General features: G+C 66.8%; 11 protein-coding genes. 3 read left to right on the top strand and 8 right to left on the bottom strand.

The window, feature by feature from the left end:
* The 6 genes from OKW37_RS18320 to OKW37_RS18295 form a co-directional block, all read right to left on the bottom strand.
* On the bottom strand, window positions 1-810 hold the full coding sequence (locus tag OKW37_RS18320) for a peptidase C39 (protein WP_429404870.1): 810 nt from the start codon (window positions 808-810) through the stop codon (window positions 1-3).
* 7 nt (window positions 811-817) lie between these two features.
* Complete coding sequence (locus tag OKW37_RS18315) at window positions 818-1,531, bottom strand: C39 family peptidase (protein WP_429404872.1); 714 nt, start codon at window positions 1,529-1,531, stop codon at window positions 818-820.
* Window positions 1,532-1,636: 105 nt separating this feature from the next.
* Window positions 1,637-3,028 (bottom strand): hypothetical protein, encoded by a 1,392-nt coding sequence (locus OKW37_RS18310; RefSeq protein WP_184061373.1) that lies wholly within the window; start codon window positions 3,026-3,028, stop codon window positions 1,637-1,639.
* 25 nt (window positions 3,029-3,053) lie between these two features.
* The gene (locus tag OKW37_RS18305) at window positions 3,054-3,722 is read right to left on the bottom strand and encodes a hypothetical protein (RefSeq protein ID WP_429355936.1); all 669 of its coding nucleotides are present in this window, start codon (window positions 3,720-3,722) and stop codon (window positions 3,054-3,056) included.
* Entirely contained in the window at window positions 3,719-4,270 is a 552-nt protein-coding gene (locus OKW37_RS18300; RefSeq protein WP_429404875.1) for a hypothetical protein, read from the bottom strand. Before OKW37_RS18300 ends, OKW37_RS18305 begins: the two co-directional genes overlap by 4 nt.
* A 119-nt stretch (window positions 4,271-4,389) precedes the next feature.
* On the bottom strand, window positions 4,390-4,866 hold the full coding sequence (locus OKW37_RS18295) for a hypothetical protein (RefSeq protein WP_429404876.1): 477 nt from the start codon (window positions 4,864-4,866) through the stop codon (window positions 4,390-4,392).
* Between the two features lie 538 nt (window positions 4,867-5,404).
* Here OKW37_RS18295 and OKW37_RS18290 point away from each other — a divergent pair.
* Window positions 5,405-6,799 carry a sigma-54 dependent transcriptional regulator gene (locus tag OKW37_RS18290; protein ID WP_184061377.1) on the top strand — a complete coding sequence of 465 codons (1,395 nt, stop codon included), beginning with the start codon at window positions 5,405-5,407 and terminating at the stop codon, window positions 6,797-6,799.
* Window positions 6,800-7,133: 334 nt separating this feature from the next.
* Complete coding sequence (locus OKW37_RS18285; protein ID WP_090801238.1) at window positions 7,134-8,105, top strand: thymidylate synthase; 972 nt, start codon at window positions 7,134-7,136, stop codon at window positions 8,103-8,105.
* Window positions 8,106-8,217: 112 nt separating this feature from the next.
* Here the strand turns inward: OKW37_RS18285 and OKW37_RS18280 are convergent, their stop codons facing one another.
* Together OKW37_RS18280 and OKW37_RS18275 are read right to left on the bottom strand one after the other, a co-directional pair.
* Window positions 8,218-10,773, bottom strand: a complete 2,556-nt coding sequence (locus OKW37_RS18280) for a DUF6600 domain-containing protein (RefSeq protein ID WP_429404878.1) — start codon at window positions 10,771-10,773, stop codon at window positions 8,218-8,220.
* 149 nt (window positions 10,774-10,922) lie between these two features.
* The gene (locus OKW37_RS18275; RefSeq protein ID WP_184061380.1) at window positions 10,923-11,636 is read right to left on the bottom strand and encodes an ArsR/SmtB family transcription factor; all 714 of its coding nucleotides are present in this window, start codon (window positions 11,634-11,636) and stop codon (window positions 10,923-10,925) included.
* A 210-nt stretch (window positions 11,637-11,846) separates the two neighbouring features.
* Here OKW37_RS18275 and OKW37_RS18270 point away from each other — a divergent pair, with 210 nt between their 5' ends.
* The gene (locus OKW37_RS18270; protein WP_167368602.1) at window positions 11,847-11,987 is read left to right on the top strand and encodes a hypothetical protein; all 141 of its coding nucleotides are present in this window, start codon (window positions 11,847-11,849) and stop codon (window positions 11,985-11,987) included.
* The last annotated feature ends 42 nt before the right edge of the window (window positions 11,988-12,029 follow it).

Genomic DNA, 12,029 nt, shown 5'->3' with positions numbered 1-12,029 from the left:
TCATCTCCTGTTTTGCAGTGCCTGTAGCACGCCCAACTGACGAAGCATCGAAGCCGACATCTGCTGGGTTTGCAGATGCAGTTGCAGGGCGTTGGCGACTTGCTGGTTATTGCCTGCAATCTGCAGCAACTGGGCGATCTGCCCGTTGCTCGGCGCGATGGTCTGGGTGGCGAGCCCAGCGGGTGTCTGCAGCGCCACGTTCACGCCGTTGCTGGCGAACGAAATGCCGGCTTTCACGGAGCCGGTCGAATTGCTGGCCGATGCCGACGGCGCGTTGGCGGAGCCCGTCAGCGTCACGGCGCTGTTGTTGAAGTCGATTAGCGCGGTGTTGGTGCCGCTGTTTCGATCGCCCGCGACCTGGGTGACCTGCGACACGCCATTGACGCCGACGCTCTGGCCGCCGCGCGCCTGGGCATTCGGGTTGGCGCCCGAATCGCCTGGATGGCCGTGCGCGCCGCCGCTCACGCTGGCGAACGTGCTGACGGAGCTCGTGAGCTGGCCGCCGCCGTTCTGCACCGCGCTCAGCGATCCCTGGGCGAGCGCGCTCGCGCCGTTGGGCAACTGCCATTGCGAAATGACGTTCAGCACGAAGCCGGAGATCATCGTCGCGCCGGCGTATTTGCCGGTCTGGGTCGCGAGCACGTCGTCGCCGACGAGTTGCACCCGCAGGGGCGCGGCGCCTGGCTCTGGCGGTATCGAAAGTTCGGGAGCCGGTGGCGAGGCGGCGCCCTCCGAAGCGTGGGCAAGGCCGCCTGCGCCGCAGGCGATGGTGCAGAGCACGAACCCAAGCTGTGTGAAGTGTGACTTCATGGCGGGATCAGAACATGTCTGCCTTGTTCAAGCCGTACTCGAAAAAGGGAGTCGCGGCGGTGCCGGCTGCCAGCGCAGCGGCGCGCAGCTTCAGCGCGAGCGACTCGTTGTCCTGCAACAGTGGTGAATCCTCCCTGAAGGGTTTGCCGAGGACCGCGAACACGAGACCGTTCCAGGTCTTCGCGAAGTCCTCTTCGAGCACGATGCGATTGCCGAGCGCCGGGTCCGCGATGAACACGCGGCCGTCCTGCGCATGCTTGACGATCACGAAATGCTCGTAGCCGTCGATGTTCATCAGGACCATCACGGGGATCTGAAGATGGTGGAGCGCTTCGACGTTGACGCGAAAGCCGCGGCCGCGCAGTCCGATGGTCTCGACGAAGTGCTTCATGTCGAGCATCGAGAAGCCGTTCTTGACGACGACTTCGGGGGTTGAAAAGACCATCATCCGGCGAATCAGTTCGGTTTCCGGAATATCGATGCCGTAGCCGTACTTGAGGAGGGTGGCGAGCGCCGCCGCGCCGCAGCTGTAATCGAATTGCTGATTGACGATGTGGTTGTAGCGCAGGTCCTTCATCGAACGGACCGTCTTCGTCAACGGCACGCCGACGAACGTGGACGTGTCGATGCTCGACTGTGCGGCGGCGTGATCCGCGCACAGCATGCACCCTGCCAGCGCTACGGCGAACGGTAGCGCCGGGAACCCCTTGAACCCGGTCATGCTGGTCTCCTGCCCGATCCGCGCCGGCAGCTTCGATGGCTGCCGGCGCGCCCCTCCGACTGCTTTGTGCTTCTTCTGCCTGCCCGCGCTCGCCGCGTCGTCGGCTTACTTGCCGCTGTTCAGCGCCGCGATGGCGAGGCCGTTGTGCTGCAAGTTGCCCGCGCCGCCGGCGATGTTCACGCCGATGTTTCCGGAGGCGCCTTTCAGCGTATCGGCACCCAGACTCGCGGTGCCCTGGAATTGCCCGTGGACGGTCATCGTCGCGGATTGCGAGTTGTCGTCCGTCGCATCCATCGCGGTGGTCAGCGCCTTGCCCGGCGAGGTCGTCGTCACGGCGCCGGCAAGCGCGTTGTCCTGCGCGTTGCCGATACCGGAAGCGATGTTCACGCCGACGTTGCCCGTCACACCCGACAGCGACCCGTTGCCGACCGACGCGTTCAGATTGAAGTTGTGGATCGTCGCGCTGCCGCCCGAGGACTGCACGTTGAAGGCCTGCGCGTTGCCGAACACGTTGCCGACGTCGACCGAGGCGAGCGACACGTCGTTGCTCTGCGCGTTGTCGATGCCTTCCGCGATGTTGATGCCGAGGTTGCCCGACACGTTGCTGGCTGCGTTGGTGCCGGTGGTTGCATTCAGCGTGGCGGCAGCTTCGTTGTTGATGTGCTGCGTGATCGAGCCGCGCGTCGTCACGTCGGTCGTCGACATGCCTGCGTCGATGCCCCAGGCGGCGCCATACGAGTCGCTCGACGAGGAGCGGCTGCGCGAGTAGCCCGACGATTGCTCGCCGACCATCGCATAGCCGGAGCCTTCGCTCGCCCTGAAGCCCCATGAACGGCTTTGCCCGGACGCTTCGCTCGCTTCGAAGCCGCCGGCGACGCCCGACGAGTTCGCGTAGCTCGATTCGCGATAACCGGCCTGCAGGCCACCGCGGGCGCTGAACGAGCCGCTGCCGTGCGAGAACGTGTTGTGGTCCTGATAGCTGTAGCTGCCGCCGATCGAGCCGCCGGCCGACAGATGGCCGCCCGAGTTCTGACTTGTGTGCGAGAAGCTGCCCGCAATGCCGGCTGCCTGCTGGCTGGTTTCATAGCCGCCGCTCGTCACGCTCGCGCTCTGGCTGCCGTACGCATAGCCGCCGGAGGCTTCGAAGCCCTGCGAGCCCGAGCTCGACGACGTATGGTTTTGCGTCGTGAACGCGAATGCCGAGCCGCCGCCCCTGACCGACGTTCTGCTGTTGTTCAGGGTCGTGGTCACGTTGCCGCTGGTGTAGGTCTGCGCCTGCGGATCGAGCGTCGCATTCACGTTGACGGTCTGATTGTTGTTGATCACAGCGTTAGCCGTGCTGGAGACATGCACGCAGCCAAACAGTCCGACCAGACCTTCGACGCCGACCATCTCACCGACGACCGTCGTATTGAACAGGTAGGCCTTCTGCGGCGCGGCAAGCACGCTGCCGGACGCGGCAACGAGAACGGCCGTGGCAATAAGAGTGCGCTTCATGATTCGCTCCGATACTTAAGTGTGGTCAGTTAAAAAAAGTGCCCGCCGGGGGACGGAGCACAAAACTGTTTGCCGTGGCATTACCGGCGCCGGCTGCCTGGTTGACCTGCACGATTCCGTTCGCGTTGCGCAAGGCATCGCTGGAAATGCTTGCCTCGCGCACGCCGTGAATCGCGTTCGACTGCCCCGGACTGCCGTTTTTCGGGGCCGTCGCGGATAGCTCCCCATCCGAGACGGTCTCGACTCCGAGCGCCGCAGTCCCGATCTGGGTACTGTTGCGCTGCAGATTCCCTGCTCCGGCCGACTGGTTCACCAGCACCGCGCCGGATGTGTTCGAAAACGCATTGGCTTCGATCGACGCCTGCGCGCGCGGCACGTTCGCGGCCACCGACGCGCTTTGCACGCTCGCATTCGCGTTGCCGACCGCGGCGCCGTTCGTCACCGTGATCTGGTTGGCCTGCGCGTTGTCGAGGCCAGCCGTTTCGTTGACCGTGAGCGCGCCCGTCGCGCCCATGCCCGCGCCGGTGCCGATCGTCGCGATGGCGCCGACGATGGGCACCGCTTGCGCCTGCGCGTGAGCCGCGCCGGCGACGAACGCAGCGACGCCCATGCACAGGCACGCGCAGACGCGCAGGGCCGGGCGTGCCGCAGCGATTTGCCGCGAGCGCAGCGAGGGGCGCAGGCGTGTGCTCATTTCAGACCTCCGAGCGCGCCGCCGAGGACGTTCGATAGCGGCGCGAGCGCGCCCGTCACCGACGAGCTGATCGTGCCGCCGACGCCCGTCGCCGGTCCGCCAATGCCGCCCGAGTTCAGCGGGATCGTGTTGCCGGTCGCCTTGCCGGAGAGGATCTGCGTGACGGCCTGCATGCCGGTGCCGCCGAGTACGCCGCCGGCGGCGACGCCGTTCGAGCCGTGCGCGTTCGTCAGATCGGTGTCGCCGACGAGCGTCGCGATCGTCGGATCGAACGAGTTGGCTGGGAACGTGGTGGCGCGCACGGCGACCGGGTCCTGGTCGCGCGGCACGGGGACGAACGCGTCGCGCGGCGTGACGCTGCGCTCGACGACGAGGTCGCCCGGATTGGCAACCTGCTCGGCATAGGCATGGCTCGTGAAGCAGACGGTGACGAGGACGCTGGCGAGAAGGGCGGTGCCGGCCGAGGCGGCGCGCGGCAAGACGGGAACGTTGCTGAACGACGCCGCCGGCAGCCCGAGGGCGTGCGGCGTCTGTTGGTTCGTACTCATGTCCCGGTCCCTTCTCTCTTGTTGCCTGTGTCCCGCCGTCGTGGGGCGCGTCACTGCTCGCGCGGCCACCGGTCCTGCATTGCTTGGTTATTTGCCGTCTGTTCGTGGCTTTGTCCTGCTTACTTGCGCTGGTATGTCGCGACGTTGCCCTGGGCGGCGCGCGCGGCATCGACGGGCACCGGCAGCGGCGAGGGTGGCGCGATCTCGTCCCACAACGTCACCTGGTTGCCGCCGCTTTGCATCAACCGGGGCGTCGCGGCGACCATCAACATGCCGAGCGCGCCGCCGCGTTGCCGCGACAGCATCTGGTCGTCGAGCGAAATATCGTTCATGGATGCAGCATCGGCAGCCGGGGTCGACGGGTTGGCGGCAACCTGGCTGTCGTCCTCCGCGGCAACCGGCGTGGTGGCTTGCAGGCTGGCGGAGGCGGGGTCGGCGGCATCGCTGGAATCCGTCAGCGTGGCGAATCGCGCCGGGGCGGCTTGCGCTGTCGGCGTGCCGGCACTCGCCGGCAGGGCGCTGAACGCGAGAGCTGCGCAGATCGCGAAATATGGTGCGCGGCGGCTTATCAGATCGATGCGGAATGCGAGTCGCATGATGTGTCTCCCTGGTGCACGCCAATTAGCGAAACGTGTGCCATCGCTCGCAATCCATTGATACGTCTGGCGCCAACCAGCGCAAACACGACTAATGCGTTCCAAATCGGGAAAAAACGTTGCAACCCTGAAACGGATCAGCAGAAAATACCTATAATTCGTTAATCCGCGAGGTACGAAATACTGTCGCGAGAACGCCACGAAAAGCGCTTCCACTAATGTTTGATTTGTCGGCTGAATAAATCGCGATCGGCCGCTAAGCCTTGATGGGCAACGGATCAATCGATTAAATTCGCATAATTGTTTTCGAAGCGGCGCGCGTATAGTAAGCTCTCGAAAACAGCTTCAGATTTAAAAAAGGCCCATATCGGGCCGTCTCGAACACACACGCCGCTTTCTTGGGGATCAGCTGTCCGCACGGAATGGAATGGCCGTTCGGGTTTTGCGATTCGCGAATCCTGGACGAGTCAGCGTGTCTGAACCGCAATTTCAGGTGCATGCGTCGTCCTTAACGTTCGTTGGCGAGAGGATCTGAATAATGGAACCCGCAACGCGGCAACTGATTTACGTTTCGCGTGACCCGAGCGCGGAACTGAATACGCGTTTTATGCAGCGTGGCTGGCATGTCGAAGTCGTGGGATCGGCGCGCGACGCGCGCCGGGCAGTGCGCACCGGCACGGCTGCTGGCGGCCTGCTCGATCTGTCCAGTGATTTCCAGCCGCACGAAATCGCCGCTTTTGAATCCTGTTTGACCATGCCGAACGTCGGCTGGGTCGCTGCCACTACGCCTGGCCAACTCCAGGACGCCGCGTTGCGCCGGCTCGTGCGCGACTACTGTTTCGATTACGTGACTGTGCCGTCTTCTGGCGACCGTATTGTCGACTCGGTCGGTCATGCGTACGGCATGATCTCGCTGAGCGAAACGGCGTCGCACGACGGCTCGCAAGGCGCCGAGGGCGAGATGGTCGGCTCGTGCGACGCGATGCTCGCGCTGTTCCGCTCGATCCGCAAGGTCGCGATGACCGACGCGCCGGTGTTCATCTCCGGCGAATCGGGTACCGGCAAGGAGCTGACGGCAGTCGCCATTCATGAACGCTCGGCGCGGCGCAACGCGCCGTTCGTGCCGATCAATTGCGGTGCGATCCCGCCGCATCTTCTGCAATCGGAGCTGTTCGGCTATGAGCGCGGTGCGTTCACCGGCGCGAACCAGCGCAAGATCGGCCGGGTCGAGGCGGCCAACGGCGGCACGCTGTTTCTCGACGAAATCGGTGATCTGCCGCTCGAAAGCCAGGCGAGCCTGTTGCGCTTCCTGCAGGAGCGCAAGGTCGAGCGGCTCGGCGGCCATAGCGCGATCGACGTCGACGTGCGCATCATTTCGGCCACGCACGTGGACATGACCGCGGCGATGATCGAAGGGCGCTTCCGTTCCGACCTCTATCACCGCCTCTGCGTGCTGCAGATCGACGAGCCGCCGCTGCGCGCGCGCGGCAAGGACATCGAACTGCTCGCGCGGCACATGCTCGAACGTTTCAAGAAGGATGCGAGCCGCCGCCTGCGTGGCTTCGCGCCCGACGCGATCGCCGCGCTGCATAACTACGGCTGGCCCGGCAACGTGCGCGAACTGATCAATCGGGTGCGGCGCGCGATCGTGATGTCGGAGGGACGCGCGATCACCGCGCGCGACCTCGAACTTGCCGAATACGTCGAGATCGTGCCGGTGTCGCTCGCGCAGGCGCGCGAAGCGGCCGAGCGTCAGGCGATCGAGCTTGCGTTGCTGCGGCATCGCGGGCGGCTCGGAGACGCGGCGCAGGAACTTGGCATCTCGCGCGTAACGCTGTACCGGCTGCTGTGCTCGCACGGCATGCGTCATATGGAAGGTGAGCCGATGGCGCCGCCGCACGGCGATTTGCCGGCGTCCGTGCAACATCTGTAGGCGGCGGGCGAGCGGCGAGACGGGCGACGTGGCATGTGAAGGTCTGGCGCGTCGCCGGGGGTCTCGGGCTGTGCCGGTTCGGACGGATTGACTGTGCCTTCCGGGCGCAGCGACGCCAGCCGGCAAGCGTCGCGTCGAAGCACTTTTGCATGCACGTGTTTGCCGCCCGTATATCGCGTCCCGCGGTGTTTTCCTTTCCGTCTGATATTTCCCTCGATATTCCCCATGCGGCGCGCCATGCCCCGGCGGCGTGCGGTCGCGCTTGCTAGAATCGGGTTTTGCTCAATTCCGTGTGCGCGCCTGATCGGGTTCGCGCCGCGCCGAAGGAAACTGCATGAAACAATACCTGGACCTCGTCCGTACGATTCTCGACACCGGCACGTGGCAGGAAAACCGCACCGGCATCCGCACCATCAGCATGCCCGGCGCGATGCTGCGCTTCGATCTGCAACAAGGCTTTCCAGCGGTCACGACGAAGAAGCTCGCGTTCAAGTCGGCGATCGGCGAGCTGGTCGGGTTTCTGCGTGCTTCGCGCAGCGCCGCGGATTTCCGCGAGCTCGGCTGCAAGGTGTGGGACGGGAACGCGAATCAGAACGCGCAGTGGCTCGCCAATCCGTATCGCGAGGGCCCGGATGATCTCGGTGATGTCTACGGCGTGCAATGGCGCAAGTGGCCGGCCTACAAGGTGCTCGACGCCAGCGCAAGTGCGCAACTCGCTGACGCGCAGGCGCGCGGTTTTCGCGTGATCACGCAGTTCGACGAAGAAGGCCGCTCGAAGGTGCTGCTTTACAAGGCGATCGACCAGCTGCGCCAGTGTCTCGACACGATCATGCAGAACCCCGCCGATCGACGCATTCTGTTCCATGCCTGGAACCCAGCCGTGCTCGACCAGATCGCTCTACCGGCTTGCCATCTGCTGTACCAGTTTCTGCCGAACGTTACGCGCCGCGAAATTTCGCTGTGCCTGTATATCCGCAGCAACGACGTCGGGCTTGGCACGCCCTTCAATCTGACCGAGGGCGCGGCGCTGCTGCATCTGGTCGGACGGCTGACGGGCTATACGCCGCGCTGGTTCAGCTATTTCATCGGCGATGCGCACATCTACGAGAATCAGCTCGATATGCTGCACCAGCAGCTCGAGCGCGAGCCGTACGAGAGTCCGCGGCTCGCGATTTCCGATCGCGTGCCCGACTACGCGAAGACCGGCGTGTACGAGCCGGAATGGCTCGAGACGATCGAGCCTGCGGATTTCTCTCTGGTCGGCTATCGGCATCACGAGCCGCTGACGGCGCCGATGGCGATCTGATGTCGGTGGGAGCGGGGCGGTAGCGCTCGCCCTTGTCGTCGTCGAATAACAGAAGCCCCGCGATGGTTTGCATCGCGGGGCTTTATTGTTGCCGGGACGGCAGGCGTCCTGCTTAGCTCTTGTGATGCTCGTCGCGATTGCCGCCGCCCTGGTGCTGCTCGGCATGTTGCGGTTGCGGCTGGGGTTGCGGACGTGGCTGCTGCACCTGCTGGGGCCGCGGTTCGGGGCGTGGCTGCTGCATCTGCGGATGCGGCTCGGGCCGGGCTTGCGGCATCGGCTGCGGACGCGGTTCGAAATGCGGCTGCTGCGCCTGCTGGAACTGCGGTTCGGGCCGAGGGGCTTGCGGCATCGGCTGCGGACGCGGTTCGACACGCCGCTGTTGCGCCTGCTGCATTTGTGGTTCGGGACGCGGTTGCTGCGGCGGGACGGCGCGCGGCGCCTGTTGCGTCACAGGCGGATGCCAGTTTGGCACACGCGCCTGTTGCTGCGCGGCCGGGTTGTCCGGCGGATGGGGCACAGCGGCCTGTTGCGCGAAGCTCGGCTGTTGCGGGCCGCCCGGCTGCGCCATGCGCGGTGCCTGCTGCGCCATCGGGGTATGCGGCTGCGTCCATGCCGGCTGAGACCTGCCGACCGCGCCCCATTCCTGCGGCGCGCCGCGCTGCCGTGCGTACGCCGCCGCGTTGGCCGGATTCCCACCGGCTGCTTGCGGTGGCCGCGGCACACCATTCGACGGATGGCCCATATTGCCCGCGAGCCCGCTCTCGCCAGACTGCGGCGGACGCGGCTTGCCGACCGTCTGCGGCGGCATGGCCGGACGCGCTTGCGGCGCTTCGCCATGCGGCCCCACGACGCCGGCTTCGCCGGGCCGCTGGCCAGCCTGCTCGACGCCATGCGGGCCGTTACCGCCCATTGCGCTGGGGGCGCCAGGCGCGCCAGGCGCACCCGCGGCCATCCCCGGCGGACGTCCCGGCACATGCGATTGCACGACCCGCACGTTCGCCATCGGCAGCGCGCTCGGTGCGCCGGTCATATGCGCCGGCACCGCGGTGCGCACGACCGGCTGGCCGCCGCCGGGCACCCGACCGCCGCTTTGCGCGAAGCGCTGCGCGAGTTCGTCGTGATAAGCGGCCGGCATGACGGGATTGCGAGTCGCGACGACCGGCCGGCCGACGACGCTCGCCGGTGGCCGGTAGTTCGCGCGCCGCAGATCCGACCCGAAGCTTTCGCGCACCGGCGCGATCCCCGGTGCGCCCGGGTTGATCCGCGCGTTGCGCCACAGCGCCGGATCGACCTTCTGCGAAAAGCGTCGGACTGGCTGACCGTGCACGAACGCTGTCGCCGGCACGGCTGTCACACCGCCCGGCACGCGATAGTTCACGTATGTGTTGTGGATGTTCACGTTGCGGCGGTAGTCGTTGACGATCGTCGTGCGGTTCACGCGGTCGTAGTACCCAGCGCTCCAGCGGTCGTGACCGCCCCAATGCGGATGCCACCGCTCGCCCGGCCCGAGCGGAAACCACGCGACGCCCGCCGCGACGACGCCGCCGACCGCCAGGTTCACACCCCAGTCGACACCGCCGTCGTCGTCGCCGACGAATGCGACCAGCGCCGGCGCATAGACCGGCGCCGCGTCCGCTTCGAGCGGACCTGGCACCCAGGCCCACGTGCCGTCGACCTCGGCCCAGCGGCCGTAGTGGTACGGCGCGAAGCCCCAAGGTTGGTCGTCGACCCAGGTCCAGCCCCACGGCGCCTGCCAGACCCAGTGGCCGTCGTGATACGGCGCCCAGCCGGCCGGCGTCGCATTCGGCACCCACACTTCGCCGTACTGCGGCGTCTCGCGCCATGTGCCGTTGGCATCGAGGTCCTCGTAGCCGGGGATGTCGCGCGACACGTAGCGCGCCGACAGCGAGCGGTCTTCGGTGGCGTCGCGGCTGGCGGCCCACTGGTCGAGTTCGTCGAGAGCAGGGGCGCGGTTGTCGGCCAGCTGCTGCAGGCTGGTGCCGGCAAAGCGGATCTGCTGACCCGCCGCGACCGGCACCTGGCCGCCGTCGCCGTACGCGATCGCGCTGCCGCTGCGCACGGTGACGGTCGTGCTGCTGCCGTCCGGCGCGACGTCGACGCGGTAGTCGCCGGGACCATTTACGCCGAGCGCAAGGTTCGGCGTGTCGATTTCATACGACGAGCCCGGCGCGAGCTCGCGCACGCGCGTCGATAGCGTGCCTTGCGCGACTTTCAGTTGCGCGGTCGTGTCGTCGAGATTGAGCACGTCGAGGCTCGTGTTCTGGCCGAGGCGCACCGCGGTCGAGCCGATGTGCAGCTCGGAGCGTGCGTTCTGGTCGTTCCATAGCTGGTCGCCGGTCGTCAGCGGCCGGTTGATCTGCGCGTACGACCAGTCGGTCGCGCCGGCGGGCTCGGTAGTCACGGCGCCGGCCGTGTAGTTCAGCCGCGCGACGCGCCCCGGCGGATCGCCGCCCGACGGAGCGCCGCCCGACGGATCGCCGCCCGCCCCGACGGCCGCCGCGGCGGCCGCCGCGGCTTGTGGCGTGGGTGTCGCTTGCTGCGCCAGGGCGCTCTGCGCCGCGAGCGCGACGGCGGCCGCGATCAGCGTATAGCCGCTCATCCGGCGTCGGATCCCGGCATGCTGCACGGGCTGCTTGGCGTGTGTCATGACTGATCTCCGACGGACGTGGCAATGGGCCGGGTCCGTTCACTCACTGTACCCGCCGCCTATGTTTCAAGACTCGCTCATTTGTAAGGTGGATTCGCTGGCGTGTAACAAAAGGTCTCGCCACGTCGGGCCGCCGGCAGGTGAACGGTCTATCCGGCCAGAAACGCATCGAACTGTTGATGGCCGGCCGGCGTGACGCGCAGCACGCGCGGCCGCTCGGTCCGCTCGACCCAGCCATGCGCCGACCACGCATCGAGCAACGCCGCGCCGAGCGCGCCGCCCAGATGCGGCCGGCGCATGCTCCAGTCGAGGCAGGTGCAAGCGAAGCGCCGCCGTCGGGTCTTCTGCGCGGCCATATCGATGCCCCAGTCGGCGAAGCGGGCGACGCCCTGCGCGGTCGCTTCGAGCGATGCGCCGTCTTGCGTCAGCAGTCCGCGCTCGAGCATGCGCTCGAACATGCGCACCGACAGCTCGCCTGCCATGTGGTCGTAACAGGTGCGCGCATAGCGCATTTCTAGCGGCACAGTGCGTGCCGGACGCGGCACGGAGCGCTGTGGCGCGCTGACCTGCGCGACGTTGGCGAGTGCTTCGATCGATGCGGCGATGTCCGCCGACGCGATACGGAAATAGCGATGCCGGCCGCGCACTTCGAGCGCGAGCAGCCCGCCGTCGGTGAGCCGTCCGAGATGGGCGCTCGCCGCCGATGGCGACAGCCCCGCGATCATCGTCAGTTCGCCGGCTGGGCGGGCGCTGCCGTCCATTAGCGCCCACAGCATCGCGGCGCGGCCGGGATCGGCGAGTAGCGCGCCGATGCGGCTCAGGCCGGGGAAGTGGTTCTGGTCGTCTAAGAGGGGGGCGGTCATGGCGCGTCTCCTGAATGGGCGGCACAGGGCAGCGCGGTCCAATCGCAAAGCCCGCCGCCACGATTCCTACTCTACGCGCATCGGGTATTCGATGTTTCAGCTTCGCGTGAACAATCGATGCGACGGACGTGTCCGGCTCGGTCCGCGTTTGCGCGTCGTCGCGAGCCGCCAGGCTAGAATCGAAGCCTGTCCTTGCAGGAAATCGATGTGATGAAAACTCTTCTCGCCGTCGCCGCGGCGGTTCTGCTGTCCAGCGCCTGCGCGGGGGGCGGAGCCGGCTCGGGGTCGGCCGGCAGCGGCAGCATCAACATGTACGGCACCGTCGACACAGGGATCAGCGTCCACAACTAGGCCCATCCTCGGCCCATCGGCGCGCTTCGCGCCGCGTCCCCA

It is taken from the genome of Paraburkholderia sp. MM5482-R2 (genome assembly GCF_050436125.1).
Classification (GTDB): Bacteria; Pseudomonadota; Gammaproteobacteria; order Burkholderiales; family Burkholderiaceae; genus Paraburkholderia; species Paraburkholderia tuberum.
This window is presented reverse-complemented; position numbering and strand designations above follow the sequence as displayed.

Excerpts from the sequence above, each read along its gene's own strand:
- OKW37_RS18275 (WP_184061380.1), bottom strand. The coding sequence starts at position 11,636 with ATGACCGCCCCCCTCTTAGACGACCAGAACCACTTCCCCGGCCTGAGC.
- OKW37_RS18280 (WP_429404878.1), bottom strand. The coding sequence starts at position 10,773 with ATGACACACGCCAAGCAGCCCGTGCAGCATGCCGGGATCCGACGCCGG.
- OKW37_RS18310 (WP_184061373.1), bottom strand. The coding sequence starts at position 3,028 with ATGAAGCGCACTCTTATTGCCACGGCCGTTCTCGTTGCCGCGTCCGGC.
- OKW37_RS18315 (WP_429404872.1), bottom strand. The coding sequence starts at position 1,531 with ATGACCGGGTTCAAGGGGTTCCCGGCGCTACCGTTCGCCGTAGCGCTG.
- OKW37_RS18305 (WP_429355936.1), bottom strand. The coding sequence starts at position 3,722 with ATGAGCACACGCCTGCGCCCCTCGCTGCGCTCGCGGCAAATCGCTGCG.
- OKW37_RS18300 (WP_429404875.1), bottom strand. The coding sequence starts at position 4,270 with ATGAGTACGAACCAACAGACGCCGCACGCCCTCGGGCTGCCGGCGGCG.
- OKW37_RS18295 (WP_429404876.1), bottom strand. The coding sequence starts at position 4,866 with ATGCGACTCGCATTCCGCATCGATCTGATAAGCCGCCGCGCACCATAT.
- OKW37_RS18290 (WP_184061377.1), top strand. The coding sequence starts at position 5,405 with ATGGAACCCGCAACGCGGCAACTGATTTACGTTTCGCGTGACCCGAGC.
- OKW37_RS18270 (WP_167368602.1), top strand. The coding sequence starts at position 11,847 with ATGAAAACTCTTCTCGCCGTCGCCGCGGCGGTTCTGCTGTCCAGCGCC.
- OKW37_RS18285 (WP_090801238.1), top strand. The coding sequence starts at position 7,134 with ATGAAACAATACCTGGACCTCGTCCGTACGATTCTCGACACCGGCACG.
- OKW37_RS18320 (WP_429404870.1), bottom strand. The coding sequence starts at position 810 with ATGAAGTCACACTTCACACAGCTTGGGTTCGTGCTCTGCACCATCGCC.